A 16,812-nucleotide genomic window follows, 5' to 3' on the forward strand; every position below is an offset into this window, starting at 1 on the left:
AGGGGCCGCGGCTGACGCGCGGCACCGTGCGGTTCAGTAGAAGTCGACCGTCTGTCCGTCGCGGTCGAACGCAAGGAAGCGACCGATGTTGCCGGTCTCGATGGCACCGACCATCATCTTCAGCGGCTCCTCGGCGTCGTCGGAGCCGGGCGTAAAGCCCGCCTGACCGGGCAGTGCGGCGGCGAAGAACAGGTCCCAGGCCACACCGGTGCGCCGGGACTCCTCGCGCAGCGCGGCGAAGTCGGCCAACTCCTCGGGCAGCTTGTCGACGCAGAGCACCGGCTTGAGCGAGCCGCCGGCCTTTTCCTCGAAGCGCTGGCGCTCCGCCTCGGTGGCGTCGTCGGGGAGTTCCGCCGTGACGAAAACGAACAGCAGCCGCTGCGGCTCGCGTTCTTGCCGCGCGGCATTCAGGAGTTCATCGAACGGGGTGGTGGTCATGGCTTGGTTTCCAGGCTGCGAATTCACCGTGCACTGTTTACCCGCGGCGGCGCGCTGACCATATCTCCAAAGGCATATGCCCGCCGCAAGGCACTGCCATTCAACGCCTGCATGACGCTTTTCTTCCCGCTTGCGAGGCACTAACGTCGAGGCGATTCCGACGCTTGCGAGCAACCGTGACCGACCTTTTCCAACCCGCCTGGTGGCTGCCGGGGCCGCATCTGCAGACCCTGTGGAACCCGTTCTTCCGCACCGCGCCGACAATCGCGCGGCAGCGCGAACGACTGTGGCTGGCCGATGGCGACTTCATCGACCTCGACTGGCACGGCCCACACGAGGCCACGGCGCCGCTGGTGCTGGTGCTGCACGGGCTCACCGGCTCGTCCAGCTCGCTCTACGTGCTCGGTCTGCAGCAACAACTGGCCGCACGCAACTGGGCCAGCGTCGCCATCAACTGGCGCGGCTGCTCGGGCGAACCCAACCTGCTGCCGCGCGCCTATCACTCCGGCGCCAGCGACGATCTCGGCGAAGTTATCGCTCATCTGCAGGCCAAGCGCCCGCTGGCGCCGCTGTATGCCGTCGGCTACTCGCTGGGCGGCAACGTGCTGCTCAAGTACCTCGGCGAAAGTGGTGTCAGCAGCCCGCTGCGCAAGGCGGTGGCGGTGTCCGTGCCGTTTCGCCTGGACCAGTGCGCCGACCGCATCGGCCTGGGCTTCTCCCGCATCTACCAGGCGCACTTCATGAAAGCCATGGTCGCCTACGTGAAGAACAAGCAGCAGCGCTTCCAGCGCGAGGGGCTGGTCGAACACCTTGGCGCACTGCACCGCCTCGGCCCGCTGCAGGGCATGCGCACCTTCTGGGATTTCGACGGCCGCATCACCGCGCCGCTGCATGGCTACAAGGACGCCCAGGATTATTACCGGCGCGCCTCCAGCCGCTACTACCTGCCGACGATCGCGACACCGACGCTGCTGATCCAGGCCGCCGACGACCCCTTCGTGTTCCGCCACAGCGTGCCGGAAGCTGCCGAACTGTCACCAACCACCACGCTGGAGCTGCACGCCCACGGCGGGCACGTCGGCTTCATCGAGGGCACGCCACGCCGCCCGCGCTACTACCTGGAGCGGCGCATTCCGCAGTGGCTGGCGGGCTGAGACGTTTCAGCCGCCAAATGGCAACCATCGGTGCGGGAACCGTGCCTTGAGACCGAGCCGGTCAATACGCCACTCAGGCGGCAGGCCATCATGCACCCGCGCAATCACGCGCAGCCTGCGTGTCGGCGCACTGAACGGTGGGCGCAGTTCGACCGGCACCGGCGCGGCATCGTCCACCGCCTGAATCACTACCGCCTGGCGTTGGCTATGGTCGGGAAAGATCAGCGTCAGCAGCTTTCCGGGTGTGGCCTCGGCAGCGTGGCGCGGATCGAGATAAACCCAGACCTGCGCCTCGCCGTCGCCCTCGACGCGCAACAGGGGCGTGCCCGGCCCGACGTTCTCGCCAGGCGCGACGAGGATTTCGCCGACGCGGCCATCGTTCTCGGCACGCATTTCCAACCCCTGCAACCGGCTGTCCAGCCAGGCAAGCTCCAGGTCGCGCTGGCGCTGCTCGGGTCCGATCTCGGGCTGGAGCCGCTGCTCCAGCTGATACAGGTCGCGCAGCCGCGCGTCACGCTGGTCGGTGGCCGCCAGCAGTTCGCCACGGGTAGCCGCGCCCGCTTCGAACAGGCGCTGGACCTGCTGCACACGCGCCTCGGCACGAGAGAGCAAGCCCTGCAACAGTGCACGCTCCGCGGCCAGAGTCTCTGCGCCGGGACTATTCGATGGCACGCTCGCCGCCTGCAGCAGGAAGCGCCGCGCACGCCACTCCGGATTATCCAGACGAACCAGCACGTCGCCCGCCGTCACCCGTTGCCCCGGCTGCACCAGCACCTGCTGGACCTGCGCTCCGTCGCGCGCGCGCAACTCACTGCCCGGCAGGTGCAGCTGCGCAGGCGCCTCGATCAGCCAGAGCGTAAGCATCCAGCGGCCGACCAGCCACAACAGCGGGCTGAGCACCGCCAACAGGATGAGGTACCAGCGCAGCCGGAAGGCCAGGCGCTTGCCCGGCGCGTAGAGCACCTGCAGGCCCTGCTCCTGGGTCGGTTGCTGCTCCTTGGCGCTGGAGAATTTGATCTTCATGCGATGTGCTCAATGGGGATAGTGAGACCAGTCCTGCCAGTCGATGCCGGTGATGGCCTGCGTCTGCAGACCCTGACGCCAGCGTTCAGTCTGTGCCTGCAATCGCGCACGAGATGCGCCACTCCAGCTCTCATCCGGCGCCAGCTGCGGCTCCACGCTCTGTGCCAGCCGGAACGACAAGTCCGGCCAGCGCCGCGCGATCTCCGTCGCCAGCCCCGCGCTGCGTTCAGGGTTGCGGGTATAAATCATCAGGCTGACCCGATGCACGCCACGCTGCTGCAACCGACAGGGCACGCAGTATTCGCCGGCGCGCGGTGCGGCGAACCAGCGGTGATGGCTGGACAGCTCAAGGGGCCAGGGACTGACGCTCGCGGCCGCCGTCAGCGTATCCATCCAGTCGCGCAGCCGCGCCTCGGGGACCGGCCAGCCGAGCTGCTCGACTTCCAGATCCAGATGCAGACCGGCGAACGGCAGCGCCGTCAGCTCACCGAGCAGATCGAGCAACCCCCGACGACCCTCGGGTTGCAGCCAGTGCGGATCGCCGAGCAGCAGCAGCACCTCGAATCCCTGTTCGCGCGCGGCACCGAGCAACACGCGCAACTGGCCGCGCAAACGCTCCGGCTCAGCCACTTGGGCAGCGTCGAGGCCGAGGTAAAGACGCTGCATGCCGGCCGCTCGCAGTTGCGCCAGCACCTCGGCGCGCTGGCGCTCGTCGAACAGTGCGTGGCTGTTCCAGACATACACACCCTGGCGCCAGCTTGCTGAGTCAGTCGCCACGCGCTTGTACCGGTCCGGCTGCAGCGCCTGCCAGTCGTTCTCCGCTGGCCCCAGCAACGACGAACGTCCTCCACCCTCGTCAACGAACAAGCGCAACGCTGCTTCCCGCAGCCACAACCCGTGCCAGGCGGCAATCAGGCGCAAGCCGGCGTAGCCATGCTCCAGCTCGGCGGCCAGGCTGCCGAGGTAGGCCTGCTCGACATCGCCGTCGCGGCGCAGGCGCTGCTCGCGCACGGCTAACGCCGCCGCTTCCAGTTGCTCGCGCGCCTGCAGCAGTTCATCCGCGGCCAGGCGCTGGGCACGCAGCGCCTGCCCGAGCCCCTGTAGCAACTGCTCACGCTCGGCTTCGAGCTGGGCCAGTGCCACCCGATGACGCGCCTCACCCTCGTTGTCCCGCGCCTGACCGTAGGACAGCGGATCGAACGGAGCCGACAGGCTGATGCTCGCCACCAGGCCATTGCCTGGCTTGCTGCCACCGTTACGGTCTTCGTAGCTCTGCGCCACGCTGAAATTCGAGTCGACCGCTGCATACCAAGGGCTTTGCCGATTCCGCTCCGCCTGACTTACCTGGCCGCGCCGCTCCTGCAGACGTGGATGCACCTCGAGCTGCTGCAACCAGGCGCTCAGGGGCTGCGCGCTTGCCGCCAGTGCTTCGGCCTGGGCCTGGCTTTGCGGCTCGATGGGCTGCGCACTGAGTGACTGCAGGCTGTAGCGAGTTTCTTCCAGCACCGGCTCGACCGCCGCACAACGACGCTGCAACGCCTGCCAGCGGCCATCCTGCAGGCGCGCCTCGGAAGCCAGCAGCCAGCCCTCGCGCAGACGCGCCGCCAGCTGCTCGCGCGCGCGTCGCGCAGGCTCGGCCATCCCGTCGCACCAGCGCAGCTCCTCCTGTGCCCGCCACCAGTCGGCATAGGCGCTGCGCAGCGCCAGCCGTTGCTCGACGCGGGCCAGCTGCAGACGGGCCTGCTGTTGCTGACGCTGGTCTTCCACGCTGCGTACCGCATCCAGCTGGCGTTTCAGGCTGCCCAGCAGCGGATGGCGCAAACCAAGCGCCAGATCCCGACCGTAGTAGTCGTCGCGCACCGCTTCGGTCACCAGCTCCCGATAGCGCCCGGTCCCTGCCGAAGCGAACCACTGCCAACCGGCCTCAGCTTCGCGCTGCCGCTGCAGCGCCTCGAGGGCCACGCGTTCGGCCTCTGCCGCACGCAGGGCCGGCGCGCTATCGACGCGATCCAGCAACGTCGGCAGCGGCAGCACATCCGCCAGACAAGGCGAGCCCAGCCACAGCAGACCGAGCACAAAGAACGCTCGCAGCATCAGAACCTCTTCGCCTTGCGCAGCACCCACCAGGGCGCCATCGCGGTTTCCTCATGGCCACGCCGGATCATTTCGTTGAGGATCGCCACCGCGCTCCAGCAGCGCATGACGAACATGAACAGCGGGAACAGCGGCACAGCCCAGCACAGTCGCAGGTCCTGCCTCGGCCGCTCGGATACCATTGCCAGCAGCACCAGATAGGCCAGCAGGGTGTTGGCCAGATAGACCAGATACACCAGCAAGGCGAGCACGAGGAAGGTCGAAAGCGCCAGCGAATAGAGCCCGACGACGAAGTAGCCGAGGATGATGAACGGCAGCACCAGCTGGAAGAAGAAGCCGCTGACCAGCACCATCAGAAAGTTCGGCCAGCCCAGCAGGCGCGGCGTGAAGCTGTGACGATGCTTGCGCACATAGAGGAAGAACAGATCGCCGTCCCAGCGCAGGCGTTGCATGAGGAACTGGCGGAACGTCACCGGCGCGTCGGTATGGCCGATGGCGCAGGGCTCGAAAGGAATGCGCAGCGGGCGGCGGCCGAAGTAGTTCTTGATGCGCAGGGTGAGGTCCAGGTCTTCGGCAGTATGGGTGTCCCAGCCGCCGATCATCTGCAGGAAACTGCGGCGAAAAGCGCCGAACGCGCCGGACACGTTATTCACCAGATTCCATTCGCTGAGGCCGATCTTGGCCATCTGGATCGACAGCAGGTATTCCAGCGCCTGCATCGCCGTGGTCAGCGAGGCGCGCGCGTTGCGCACCCGCAGGCTACCGGCCACCGCCGGCACGTCCGGGTCCTGAAAATGCCGCACCACGTTGACCACCATGTCGTTGTCGAACGAGGTATCGCCATCCAGCGCCATGACGATCTCACCGGTGCTGTATTCCAGCCCGGCGTTCAGTGAAGACACCCGGCCGCCACGCTGCCATTTGGCGATCGGCCGCAGAAAGCGCCGCGGATAAAGCTGCGCATCGACACGGAAATCGCGCACGGCCTGCATCGTCGCGTGGTTGGCCGCGGCGCCGTCGACCACCGGAATCATCTCGATCTCGCCGCGATAGGTCTGCTCGCACAAGCTGAGCAGCGTGGTCTGCACATCACGACCTTCGCTGTAGCAGGTGATGACGCACGACACGCGCGGCTGGTAGCTGTTGCCTTCCGGCAGCTCGAACGGCTTGCGCACGAACCAGCGCAGCACGCCGAGCATGATCACCAGATTGAGTGGCACCTCCAGCAGCAGAAAGGCCGGAAACAGCATCACCAGCAGATAGCCCAGGCCGTCGGGCTTGTCGATTTCGCCGAGGACTCCCAGCCACTGCAGCCAGAACGCCTCCATCTCAGCCAAGCTCCCCGTTCAGACGCGCCAGCAGCAAGGCAGCATCTTCCTGATCGAGCAGATCAACCGGCGCAGTGAAGCCGACCTGGCGCAGCTGCAGCTGACCGATCTGCTCGCTGGCCAGGCGCTCGGCGCCTTCCTGCAGGCGTTTGCGCACGACTGCCAGACCGGCGGCGTCGGTGTGCGGCATCATGATCCAGAGAATCTCTTCGCTGACCCGGCTGCAGCGGTCGGTGTCGCGCACGGCTTCCTGCAGGCGCTCCACCAGACTGTCCACCAACGCATGGCCGCGCAGCTCGCCCAAGGCGCTGATGGTCGCCGCCAGATTGACGAACCGCAGCCCGAGCAGGGAGAACGCCGGCTGCTTGTAGCGCCGCACCAGCTGCAGCTGCCAGTTGAGCAGCTCGTGGAAGGACTTCTGGTTGAGCAGATTGAGCGTGCCGAACTGGTCAGTCTCCACCGCGCTGGCGGTGTAGCCCTGCCGACAGCGCAGCCGCCCGGCCTCGGCGAGGCGGAAGTGGCGGACCTCGCGCACCCGCAGCTTGTCCGGCGCATGGGCCTGGCCACAGTCCAGACAACGCGCCTCAACTTCGGCATCAACGAAGAAGGCCTGACAGCTGCGGCAGCGGTAGTTCTCCAGCGGGCGATCGTAGTCGCTGCCGATATGGCGCAGACGTGAGAAGCAGTTCGGGCAGAGCAGCAGGCCATCCTTGAGGAAGTGCTCCTGGGCGCCGACGTGGCCGCAGGTAAAACAGTGCAACGATGGCTGGCGGGCGATTTCCAGCGCCTGACACTCCGGGCAGACGTCCACGTAGTTCAGCCGGCCGGAGCCGCAGCTCACGCACAGGCGCACCCGATCGACCAGTTCGCCCTCCTCCAGCCAGCCCTGCTGGGTCATCAGCTGCAGCCAGGCGAACGCATTCGGCGACTCGTCGTCTTCCAGCGCCTCCAGCAGCGGATAGTGATAGTGCTGCGCCACGCCGGCATCGCGCACCGCGTGAATGGCACCATGCGGGCGCAGCCACAGCCAGGCCAGCACCCGCGCCTCGAAACGCTCCGGCGCCACCCCGCGGTTGAATAGCGCGAAGCGTTCCTGCCAGAGCCGCCAGAGCGGCACCAACGCGCTCAGGTCCACGGGTGGCGTACCGTCGCCCAGCGCCTTGCAGGACGCGTCCTGATCCTGGCAGCAGTAGATCAGACTGAAGCGGTAGCGCTTGTCCATGCGCAGGCTGCGCAACGCTTCGCCGGCACGAACCGGCGGCAGGTCCAGCAGCACAATGTCATACGGCGGCACTGCCGTGAGCGCGGACAGCTCTGTGTGCCGCTCGTAATCGATACCGACAACAGGAGAGGAAGACGCACCGAGGACGGCGACACGTGGCATGGAGGACATGGAAAATAAACCGAGTGATGGCAATACGACACTTTATCGCCATCATTGTACTGTTTCTCGTGGGGTTATTCGCCAGCTATTCGTCGTCTCGACGCATGTTTATTGATCAGCACCGGCTTAGTGCCATAAATCCGACGAAACGCCATGTCAACCATCCGTCAGGTACCGGCAGAGCAGCTCGGAGACCTCTTTTGCCGCGCCCGGCGACACGAAGCCGACCTCCAGCGCCAGCAGCTGGTAGATACCCCGGCGCAGCAGCTCGGGCTTGAGCTCGGCCGACGGCTCGCCGACGGTGCCGAGAAACCGGATCCAGGAGGTCATGATGATCCAGGCGTTGAGCGCCAACGCTTCAACCTCGGCCGGTTCCATCTGCAGGATGCCGACGTCGACGAAGCCCTGATAGATCGCCCGGGCGTTATCCAGACAGCGCGCAGCAAAGGTGCGGTAGCTCTGCGCCAGCTGCGCGTCGGCCTCCAGCAGATGCTCGAGATCCCGATGCAGGAAACGAAAGTCCCACATCGCGGCCAGCAGCGCCTCGAGATAGACGACCTTGTCGCCGAGGGTCAGCGCGCGCTCGGGAGGACGCAGGAAATCGTCGATCCGGGCCTCGTAACGCCTGAACAGCTCGGCGATGATCGCCTGCTTGTTGGCGAAGTGGTAATAGAGGTTGCCCGGCGATATCTGCAGGTGCGCGGCGATATGGTTGGTGGTCACGTTGCGCTCCCCCTGGGCATTGAACAGCTCGAGGCTGGCATCGAGGATGCGGTCGCGGGTCTTTGCTCGGGGCGCCATGGACGGGTGGATCTCGGAGAGAAAGTGGAGCCTGCAACGGTACAGCTGCGAGCCGGTACAGGCGAGTCGCGTTGACAGTCTAGAGCAATTACTCTAGAAATCTTCTTCCCTTTCCTGCCGCGCTGAGGAGGCTGCATGTCAGCCGCTATCCCGGACCCGCTCGCCGCACTGCAGCCGCTCTTCGCCCGTCAGCGCCAGGCCTTTGCCGCCGCGCCAATGCCCTCGACACAGACGCGCCGGCAAGGTCTGGAAGCGCTGCGCGACGTACTGGCGCGCAATCAGCAGGAGCTGATCGAGGCGATCTCGGCAGATTTCGGCAATCGCTCGGCCGACGAGACGCTGCTGGCCGAGATCATGCCGAGCCTGCATGGCATCCGCTACGCGCGGCGTCATCTGCGCGGCTGGATGAAGCCGTCGCGGCGCCGGGTCGGCCTGGCGTTCCAGCCGGCCAGTGCGCGGGTGATCTACCAGCCGCTGGGCGTGGTCGGCATCATCGTGCCGTGGAACTATCCGCTGTATCTGGCCATCGGCCCACTGGTAGGCGCATTGGCCGCCGGCAACCGGGTGATGCTGAAGATGAGCGAAGCGACACCGGCCACCGGCGCGCTGCTGCAACGGCTGCTGGCGCAAGTCTTTGCCGACGATCAGGTGGCGGTGGTGCTCGGCGACGTCGAGGTCGGCAAAGCCTTCGCGCGGCTGCCATTCGATCATCTGCTGTTCACCGGCGCGACGCATGTCGGTCGCGACGTGATGCGCGCCGCGGCAGACAACCTGACACCGGTGACGCTGGAGCTGGGCGGCAAGTCGCCGGCCATCGTTTCGGCCGAGGTGCCGCTGGCCGACGCCGCCGAGCGCATCGCCTTCGGCAAGACGCTCAACGCCGGGCAGACCTGCGTCGCGCCCGACTATGTGCTGGTGCCGCGCGCACGCCTCGACGACTTCGCCGAGGCCTACCGTGCGGCGGTGCGCCGCCTGCTGCCGAGCCTGGCGGACAACCCGGACTACACCGCGATCATCAATGCGCGGCAGTTCGCCCGGCTGCAGGATTACCTGGACGATGCCCGGGCCAAGGGCGCGCGAGTCATACCGCTGTTCGAGGAAGGTCAGCAGCGCCGCCTGCCCCATCATCTGCTGCTCGACGTCAACGAGCACATGCGGGTGATGCACGAGGAAATCTTCGGCCCGCTGCTGCCCGTGGTGCCGTACGACGATCTCGACGAGGCCATCGCCTACGTCAACGCCCGCCCGCGCCCGCTGGCGCTGTACTACTTCGGTTACGATCGCGCCGAGCAGCACCACGTGCTGCAACGCACCCATTCCGGCGGCGTCTGCCTCAACGACACGCTGTTGCACGTGGCCCAGGATGACCTGCCGTTCGGCGGCGTCGGTGCGTCCGGCATGGGCCACTATCACGGCCACGAAGGCTTCCTCACCTTCAGCAAAGCCCGAAGCATTTTCAGCAAGCCGCGCCTCAACACGGCGCGGCTGATCTATCCGCCGTACGGCAGATGGTGGCAGAGGCTGCTCTACCGGCTGCTGGTGCGCTGATGGCCGGCCCTGCACGCGCGCCCGCCGGTCTGTCGCTGAGCCGCCGCGGCCTGCTGCGCATCGGCCTGCTCGGCGGCGTCGTGTTGACCACCTCCAGCCTGGCCGCAAGTCTCGGAGGCTGCAGCCGCGAGCCACCGGCCCAAGGGTTTGCCCTGCTGCGTACCAGTGACCTGCCCTTGCTGCAGCGGCTGATCCCGCTGGTGCTGGCCGGCGCGGTCGCCACGCCGATACCGCCGGCGGTCATCGACGGCACGCTGTCCAGTCTGGATCGCAGCCTGGAGCATCTGTCGCCAGCCCTGGCCAAGCAGGTGCTGCAGCTGTTCGATCTGCTCGGACTACCACTCGCACGCGGCCCGCTGACCGGCATCTGGGGCAGCTGGGATGCGGCCAGCGACCAAGCCATGCAGGCCTTCCTGCAACGTTGGCAGAACAGTCCGCTGGCGCTGCTACGCCAGGGTCACAACGTCCTGCTGCAACTGGTGCTCATGGCCTGGTACGGGCGCCCGGAAGCCTGGGCACATTGCGGCTACCCCGGCCCGCCTGCGGTCTGATCATCAGGAGCGAACCGATGCCTGTTCCCGACCTCTTCACCGCCGGCCTTGCCCGCGGCTGGAAAACCCATGACGGCTCGCGCCTCGAAGACGACCTTTCCCTGGAAGCGGACGTCGCCATCGTCGGCAGTGGCGCGGGCGGCGCCACCAGCGCGGAGATTCTCAGCGCCGCCGGCTTCAAGGTGCTGCTGATCGAAGAAGGACCGCTGCGCACCAGCAGCGATTTCGACCTGCAGGAACCCACTGCCTATCAATCGCTATACCAGGAAGGCATCGGCCGCATGAGCAAGGACGGCGCCATCACCATCCTGCAGGGCCGCGCGGTGGGTGGCACCACGCTGGTGAACTGGACCTCGAGCTTTCGCACTCCGCCGCAGACACTCGAGCACTGGGCGCGCGAGCACGCCGTCAGCGGCCTCTCGGCAGAGGCGCTGGCACCCTGGTTCGAGCGCATCGAATCTCGCCTGGGCATCGCGCCCTGGACCATGCCACCGAACGCCAACAACGCAGTGCTGCAGCGTGGCTGCGAGCGTCTCGGCTATCGCTGGGCGGTGATTCCGCGCAATGTGCGCGGCTGCTGGAATCTCGGCTACTGCGGCATGGGCTGCCCGACCAATGCCAAGCAGTCGATGCTGGTAACCAGTATTCCCGCCACGCTGGATAGCGGTGGTGAGCTGCTCTACCTGGCACGTGCCGAGCGCCTGCAGATCCGCGCCGGGCGCATCGACGGGCTCGACTGCGTTGGCATGGATCGCCGCAGCGTAGCACCCAGCGGCCGGCGGATTCACGTCAGGGCCAGGCATTACGTGCTGGCCGGCGGCGGCATCAACAGCCCGGCGCTGTTGCTGCGTTCGGACGCGCCCGACCCGCACGGGCGCGTCGGCAAACGCACCTTCCTGCACCTGACCAGTTTCTGCGCGGCACAGTTCGACGAGGTCATCAATCCGTTCTACGGTGCACCGCAGTCGATCTATTCGGATCACTTCCAGTGGCGCGACGGCCCGCGTGGCCGCATGTCCTACAAGCTGGAAGTACCGCCACTGCATCCGGCATTGGCGGCAACGCTGCTCGGCCGCTTCGGCGTCGACAATGCCCTGCGCATGGAACAACTGCCGCATACCCACGCGATGATCGCCTTGCAGCGCGACGGCTTTCACCCGGACAGTGCCGAAGGCCGCGTCGAGCTACGCAGCGACGGCACGCCGGTGCTCGACTACCGCATGACCGCCTACAGCTGGGACGGCATCCGCCGCGCCTTCCACAGCATGGCCGAGATCCAGTTCGCCGCCGGCGCCCGCTCGGTGCTGCCGCTGCACGCCGATGCCGACTACGCGAACACGCCACGCGCCGCTCGCGAGCTGATCGATCGACTCGATCTGGCGCCGTATCGCACGCGTCTTGGCAGCGCCCACGTCATGGGGGGCTGCGCGATGGGCGATGACCCGCGCCAGGCGGTGACCGACAGCCTGGGACGGCACCACCTGCTGGAAAATCTCTCGATCCACGATGGCTCGTTGTTTCCCACCAGCATCGGCGCCAACCCGCAGCTGTCGATCTACGCGCTGTGCGCGAAACTCGCCAGTCAGCTCGCCGATCACCTGCGAAAGACCTGAGATCGCCTGCTTATCAGCGCAGATCGCCACACGGCCATTGAGGCTTTACGCTGCCGACATCCAGCCGCTACCATCCACACCCCCACGCATGCGTCAGGACGCCGCGATGAATCGAGTGTTGTATCCGGGAACCTTCGACCCCATCACCATGGGCCACGCCGATCTGGTGGAGCGCGCTTCTCGCCTGTTCGATCAGGTGATCATCGCCGTGGCGGCTAACCCGAAGAAGAACCCGCTGTTCCCGCTGGAGCAACGCGTCGAGCTGGCTCGCGAAGTCACCAAGCACCTGCCGAACGTCGAGGTTATGGGCTTCTCCACCCTGCTCGCCCACTTCGTCAAGGAGCAGCAGGCCAACATCCTGCTGCGCGGCCTGCGCGCGGTTTCCGACTTCGAATACGAATTCCAGCTGGCCAACATGAATCGTCAGCTGGCGCCGGACGTCGAAAGCCTGTTCCTCACGCCGTCGGAGAAGTATTCCTACATTTCCTCCACACTGGTGCGCGAGATCGCCTCGCTCCAGGGCGACGTGTCCAAGTTCGTGCATCCGGCGGTGATGGATGCGCTGAAGGTGCGCTTCGGCCAGCACTGAACGCTTCCCAGTGTGCACAGCGCCCGCCGATGCGGCACAATTACGCGTCGTTATTCTGCTGTGCCGTGGTCTGAGCCGCGGCAGGAGTTCGCTGGATGTCCCTGAAAATCACCGATGACTGCATCAACTGCGACGTATGCGAGCCCGAGTGCCCGAACGGCGCGATTTCCCAGGGCGAGGAAATCTACGTCATCGACCCCAATCTCTGCACCGAATGCGTCGGCCATTATGACGAGCCGCAGTGCCAGCAGGTCTGCCCGGTAGACTGCATCCCGCTCGACGAGAACAACGTCGAGAGCAAGGAAGAGCTGATGCAGAAGTACCTGATCATCACCGGCAAGGCCTGATGCACGCGGTGCGGCAGGCACGCCGGAGCGCATCGCGCGAGGGCGTCCGGGCCTGCCTCGCCGCCCTCCTGCTGTTCACCACCCTAGCCGCGCAGGCGCAGCCGCCGGCAGCGGGCGCCGTTGCTACCGCACACCCGCTGGCCAGCGAAGTCGGTCGCGACATCCTCCAGGCTGGCGGCAATGCCTTCGATGCCGCCGTGGCGGTGAGCGCCGCGCTGGCGGTAGTCGAACCCTACGGTTCCGGCCTTGGCGGCGGCGGCTTCTTCCTCCTGCGCGAAGCCGGTAAGCCGGCCCGTTTCAGCTTCCTCGATGCGCGCGAACGCGCCCCGCTGGCGGCCACTCCCGACCTCTACTTGCGCGATGGCCAGGTGCAGCGCGAGCTGTCACTGGATGGCGCGCTGGCAGCGGCGATTCCGGGCACGCCGGCCGCGCTCGCCGAACTGGCCGAGCGTCGCGGGCGGCTGCCGCTGGCGCAAACGCTGGCTCCGGCGATTGCCCTGGCCCGCGAGGGCTTCATCGTCGACGCGGTCTATCGCCAGCGCGCCAGCTGGCGCCTCGACGCCTTGCGCGCCGACGCCGAAAGCGCCCGCCTGTTCCTCGCTGACGGCGCATTGCCAGCCGAGGGTTATCGACTACGCCAGCCGGAACTGGCCGTCACGCTAGAGCGGCTGGCCGCGCAAGGCCGCGACGGCTTCTATCGCGGCGCCGTGGCCGAACGCCTGGTAAACGGCGTGCGCGCCGCTGGTGGTATCTGGACACTGCAAGATCTGGCCGAGTACCAGACCGTCGAGCGCGCACCGCTGCGTTTCCAGCTGGCCGAAGGGCGCGAGCTGATCGGTGCGCCGCCGCCCTCAGCCGGCGGGGTGATTCTCGCCCAGAGCCTGGGCATGCTGGAGCACCTGCCCTGGCGCGAGGCCGAGCCGGTGCCGCGCAGCCATCTGGTGGTCGAGGTACTGCGTCGCGCCTATCGCGACCGCAGCCTGCTGGGCGACCCGGATTTCGTCCGCGCACCGCTGCCGCGGCTGCTGGCACCGGACTACCTGAAGGCGCTGGCGACCGCCATCGACCCTGCGCGCGCCACGCTGAGCAGCACGCTGCCACCGGCGCCGCGCTGGCACGAAGGCGAGCACACCACCCATTTCACGGTGCTCGACGCGCAAGGCAATGCGGTCGCGGCAACGCTGTCGTTGAACATGATGTTCGGTGCCGCCTTCACCGTGCCCGGCACTGGCGTCATTCTCAATGATGAGATGGACGACTTTGCCGCCGACATCGCCGGCAGCAACGCCTATCAGTTGAAGGGCAGCAGTGCCAACGCGATTTCCGGCGGCAAGCGCCCGCTGTCGAGCATGAGCCCGACGTTCATCGAGAGCGACAGCGAGTTCACCAGCTTCGGCACCCCCGGCGGCAGCCGCATTCCGAGCATGGTGCTGCTCTCGGTACTGTCCTACCTGGACGGCGAGCCGGTAGCCGCCTGGCCGGCGGCACCGCGTTATCACCATCAGTACCTGCCCGACGTGCTGCAGTACGAGGCCGCCACCTTCAGCTCCGCGCAACTGCAGGCGTTGCGCGCGCTCGGCCACCAACCGCGACTGATCGAACGTGATTACGGCAACCAGCAGGTGCTGTACTGGAACAAGCGCAGTGGCCGCGTCGAAGCCGCCAGCGATCCGCGCGGCATCGGCCGGGCGCTGCTGGCGCCGGCGCGCGAAGCGCCCGGCGTCACGGGTACTGAATGATCGGCCCGTCGTCCTCGGGCAGCTGACGCAGCTGGCGGATCAGCTCCTGACCCTCGCCGAGCAGCAGGGCGTTGCGCAGGCTCTGGATGATGCGGCTGGCATAGCCCAGGTCGTTCATCAGCGAACTGGTCTGCAGACCGTCCAGCTCGCGGCCACGCACCGCCTCGAAGAGGTGCTTGCGAAACGCAGCGTCGAACTCGGCAGCGCGGTCATCGAGCCACTGCAGACGCTCGCGCCAGAGGTCGTCCGGCAACCTGGAACTGTTCAGTGAACGGATCTCGCGTAGTGCCTCGAGCAGATGCCGACGCAGCTCGACGTAGGCGCGGCGGGCGGCCGACTCGTTCTGACGCAAGTAGTAGCCGAGATTCTTCTGCAGGTGCTTGGCATCCTTGACCGCATCCACCAGCTGCAGCGCCGCGATCTGACAACTGAGCCAGAACTCCTGGTGCTTGTCGTCCAGCGGCACGTCCAGACGTCCCATGAAGCTCAGCAGGTCCGCGTATACACCCTTGATATGCCGCCGGTAGAGGCTCTCGGCATCCAGCGCACCCGGCTCCGGACGCGCAGTCAGCACCGCCTCGTCGAGTCTGCCCTGGCGCACCAGCTGCTCCACTGGCAGGAACATCGCGTGGCAGATCACTTCCAGGCTCAGCCGCGCCAGGTGCTGCAGCTCCTGCGCCACCGCACTGATCGCCGCGTCGGCCGAATCCAGTGCACGTTCGTTTAGGTAACGCGCATGCGTGCGCAACTCGGGTTCGTCCGGCTGCGCCAGCTCGGTGATCAGCACCACCGGCTCGACCCGGTCCGGCAGCACCCGTATCAGCAAACTGGCCAGTTGAGTCTGCCAGGGCCAGAACAACAGGATGCCCAGGGCGTTGAACAGCGTATGGAACAGCGCCAGCTGGATCAGCGCATTGCCACCCAGACCGACCGGCGCCACCAGCCACTGCACCAGTGCCGTCAGCGGCAGCAACAGCACCAGCGCCACCAACGCAGTAAGCAAATTGAACAGCACATGGGCCAGCGCCAATCGCTGGCCGCTGCGGTTGCCTCCGAGCGAGCCGACGAACGCCGTGGTGACGCTGCTACCGACGTTCGCGCCGATGGCAATGGCCAACGCCGGGCCAAGCGCCAGTTGACCGGCACCGAGCGCGGCGAGGGTCAGCATCAGCGTCGCGTGACTGGACTGCAGAATTACGGTGGCGACCAGACCGACACCGACGAACAGCAGCTGCCCCACCAACCCCTCGGCCTGATAGGCGGACATGTCCACGCCGCTGCCGAAGCTGGCAAAGCCGTCCTTGATCTGGTCGATGCCCAGGAAGATGAAGGCGATCCCGAGCACGATGCGGCCGGCCGCCTTGCCCTTGTCGCCGAGGAAACTGGCCATCACCCCGAACACCAGCAGCGGCAGTGCCAGCGGCGCCAGACTGAGATCGTGGCCGGCCAGCGCCAGTAGCCAGATTCCGCTGGTGGAACCCAGATTGGCACCGAACAGGATCGGGATACCGCCGGCCAGCTTGATCAGGCCGGTGGTGATGAAGGCAATGGTCAGCAGCGACACCAACGTGCTCGATTGCAACAGCATGGTGCCGCTGATGCCGAACATCAGGCCCTTGAATGGCGTTGCAGTGGTACGCGTCAGGATCTGCTCCAGCTTGCTGCCGGCGAGCTGGCGCAGGCCTTCCTCCAGGCACTGCATGCCGAACAGGAACAGCGCCAGCCCGGCGCACAGTTCCAGCCAGGGCTGGCTGCTCCAGAAGCCGACGCCGAGCAGGATGCACCCCGCTACGATCAGGAACACCCTGAGATGCTTTCTAAACGTGCCCATTCTTATTTGATCGTTACCTGTCGCGCGCCAATAAATATATAAGAATCAGAAACTTGACTCGAAGTAACAACAGCATGCCGAAACGCGGAATGGCAGTTGCTCCTGAGTGCTGCGCGAAAGGACTTTTCCTGCAACAACCACAGTGCTGGAGGCCGACGGCAGCGCGGCGCTGGAAATCGCATGCTCAGCCGCGGCTGTGGCCGATCATTCTATGGGATCAGGTGAGCGGCGACGATGATTCGATAGTCCACAACCACCCAGCGACCCTCGCAAGTATGCGCAAGGACAAACTGCAAGGGTGAAGAACAACGCAACGAGGCGTGCGAGACAGCGGCGTGACAGCGCGAAGGTCAGCGCCGGATTGATGAGGAG

General features: G+C 66.4%; 14 protein-coding genes. 7 read left to right on the forward strand and 7 right to left on the reverse strand.

Going from position 1 to position 16,812, the window contains the following annotated elements:
• Window positions 1-33 precede the first annotated feature (33 nt).
• Window positions 34-438, reverse strand: a complete 405-nt coding sequence (locus tag N8H22_RS02620; RefSeq protein WP_264589067.1) for a ribonucleotide reductase subunit alpha — start codon at window positions 436-438, stop codon at window positions 34-36.
• A gap of 176 nt (window positions 439-614) precedes the next feature.
• Between N8H22_RS02620 and N8H22_RS02625 the strand changes: the two genes are divergently transcribed.
• Window positions 615-1,592: a hydrolase gene (locus N8H22_RS02625; protein WP_264589068.1), complete on the forward strand. Its 978-nt coding sequence runs from the start codon at window positions 615-617 to the stop codon at window positions 1,590-1,592.
• A 6-nt stretch (window positions 1,593-1,598) separates the two neighbouring features.
• Here the strand turns inward: N8H22_RS02625 and N8H22_RS02630 are convergent, their stop codons facing one another.
• From N8H22_RS02630 to N8H22_RS02650, 5 genes are all read right to left on the reverse strand, one after another.
• On the reverse strand, window positions 1,599-2,615 hold the full coding sequence (locus tag N8H22_RS02630; RefSeq protein WP_264589069.1) for an HlyD family efflux transporter periplasmic adaptor subunit: 1,017 nt from the start codon (window positions 2,613-2,615) through the stop codon (window positions 1,599-1,601).
• 9 nt (window positions 2,616-2,624) lie between these two features.
• Window positions 2,625-4,709, reverse strand: coding sequence for a TolC family protein (locus tag N8H22_RS02635; protein WP_264589070.1), 2,085 nt, complete (start codon window positions 4,707-4,709; stop codon window positions 2,625-2,627).
• Window positions 4,709-6,037, reverse strand: a complete 1,329-nt coding sequence (locus N8H22_RS02640; protein WP_264589071.1) for a glycosyltransferase — start codon at window positions 6,035-6,037, stop codon at window positions 4,709-4,711. The genes N8H22_RS02635 and N8H22_RS02640 overlap by 1 nt, the downstream gene beginning before the upstream one ends.
• Before the next feature lies 1 nt (window position 6,038).
• Window positions 6,039-7,421 carry a diguanylate cyclase gene (locus tag N8H22_RS02645; protein ID WP_264589333.1) on the reverse strand — a complete coding sequence of 461 codons (1,383 nt, stop codon included), beginning with the start codon at window positions 7,419-7,421 and terminating at the stop codon, window positions 6,039-6,041.
• A gap of 156 nt (window positions 7,422-7,577) precedes the next feature.
• Window positions 7,578-8,222, reverse strand: coding sequence for a TetR/AcrR family transcriptional regulator (locus N8H22_RS02650; RefSeq protein WP_264589072.1), 645 nt, complete (start codon window positions 8,220-8,222; stop codon window positions 7,578-7,580).
• 135 nt (window positions 8,223-8,357) lie between these two features.
• On the opposite strand from N8H22_RS02650, the gene N8H22_RS02655 reads away from it, so the two are divergent.
• The 6 genes from N8H22_RS02655 (at window position 8,358) to ggt (ending at window position 14,609) form a co-directional block, all read left to right on the forward strand.
• Complete coding sequence (locus N8H22_RS02655; RefSeq protein WP_264589073.1) at window positions 8,358-9,770, forward strand: coniferyl aldehyde dehydrogenase; 1,413 nt, start codon at window positions 8,358-8,360, stop codon at window positions 9,768-9,770.
• A complete protein-coding gene (locus tag N8H22_RS02660) occupies window positions 9,770-10,321 on the forward strand; it encodes a twin-arginine translocation pathway signal protein (protein ID WP_264589074.1) in 552 nt (183 codons plus the stop codon). Before N8H22_RS02655 ends, N8H22_RS02660 begins: the two co-directional genes overlap by 1 nt.
• A gap of 17 nt (window positions 10,322-10,338) precedes the next feature.
• Complete coding sequence (locus N8H22_RS02665) at window positions 10,339-11,934, forward strand: GMC family oxidoreductase (protein ID WP_264589075.1); 1,596 nt, start codon at window positions 10,339-10,341, stop codon at window positions 11,932-11,934.
• A 106-nt stretch (window positions 11,935-12,040) separates the two neighbouring features.
• A complete protein-coding gene (coaD, locus tag N8H22_RS02670; protein ID WP_264589076.1) occupies window positions 12,041-12,523 on the forward strand; it encodes a pantetheine-phosphate adenylyltransferase in 483 nt (160 codons plus the stop codon).
• Between the two features lie 95 nt (window positions 12,524-12,618).
• Complete coding sequence (locus N8H22_RS02675; RefSeq protein ID WP_264589077.1) at window positions 12,619-12,870, forward strand: YfhL family 4Fe-4S dicluster ferredoxin; 252 nt, start codon at window positions 12,619-12,621, stop codon at window positions 12,868-12,870.
• On the forward strand, window positions 12,870-14,609 hold the full coding sequence (gene ggt, locus N8H22_RS02680) for a gamma-glutamyltransferase (RefSeq protein WP_264589078.1): 1,740 nt from the start codon (window positions 12,870-12,872) through the stop codon (window positions 14,607-14,609). Before N8H22_RS02675 ends, ggt begins: the two co-directional genes overlap by 1 nt.
• Here the strand turns inward: ggt and N8H22_RS02685 are convergent.
• Window positions 14,593-16,440, reverse strand: coding sequence for a Na/Pi symporter (locus tag N8H22_RS02685; RefSeq protein WP_264589079.1), 1,848 nt, complete (start codon window positions 16,438-16,440; stop codon window positions 14,593-14,595). The genes ggt and N8H22_RS02685 overlap by 17 nt on opposite strands.
• Window positions 16,441-16,812 lie beyond the last annotated feature (372 nt).

The sequence above is a fragment of the Stutzerimonas sp. S1 genome, from assembly GCF_025966695.1.
GTDB lineage: Bacteria > Pseudomonadota > Gammaproteobacteria > Pseudomonadales > Pseudomonadaceae > Stutzerimonas.

Coding starts and splice junctions, on each gene's coding strand:
- N8H22_RS02620 (WP_264589067.1), bottom strand. CDS start 438: ATGACCACCACCCCGTTCGATGAACTCCTGAATGCCGCGCGGCAAGAA.
- N8H22_RS02630 (WP_264589069.1), bottom strand. CDS start 2,615: ATGAAGATCAAATTCTCCAGCGCCAAGGAGCAGCAACCGACCCAGGAG.
- N8H22_RS02635 (WP_264589070.1), bottom strand. CDS start 4,709: ATGCTGCGAGCGTTCTTTGTGCTCGGTCTGCTGTGGCTGGGCTCGCCT.
- N8H22_RS02640 (WP_264589071.1), bottom strand. CDS start 6,037: ATGGAGGCGTTCTGGCTGCAGTGGCTGGGAGTCCTCGGCGAAATCGAC.
- N8H22_RS02645 (WP_264589333.1), bottom strand. CDS start 7,421: ATGCCACGTGTCGCCGTCCTCGGTGCGTCTTCCTCTCCTGTTGTCGGT.
- N8H22_RS02650 (WP_264589072.1), bottom strand. CDS start 8,222: ATGGCGCCCCGAGCAAAGACCCGCGACCGCATCCTCGATGCCAGCCTC.
- N8H22_RS02655 (WP_264589073.1), top strand. CDS start 8,358: ATGTCAGCCGCTATCCCGGACCCGCTCGCCGCACTGCAGCCGCTCTTC.
- N8H22_RS02660 (WP_264589074.1), top strand. CDS start 9,770: ATGGCCGGCCCTGCACGCGCGCCCGCCGGTCTGTCGCTGAGCCGCCGC.
- N8H22_RS02665 (WP_264589075.1), top strand. CDS start 10,339: ATGCCTGTTCCCGACCTCTTCACCGCCGGCCTTGCCCGCGGCTGGAAA.
- coaD (WP_264589076.1), top strand. CDS start 12,041: ATGAATCGAGTGTTGTATCCGGGAACCTTCGACCCCATCACCATGGGC.
- N8H22_RS02675 (WP_264589077.1), top strand. CDS start 12,619: ATGTCCCTGAAAATCACCGATGACTGCATCAACTGCGACGTATGCGAG.
- ggt (WP_264589078.1), top strand. CDS start 12,870: ATGCACGCGGTGCGGCAGGCACGCCGGAGCGCATCGCGCGAGGGCGTC.
- N8H22_RS02685 (WP_264589079.1), bottom strand. CDS start 16,440: ATGGGCACGTTTAGAAAGCATCTCAGGGTGTTCCTGATCGTAGCGGGG.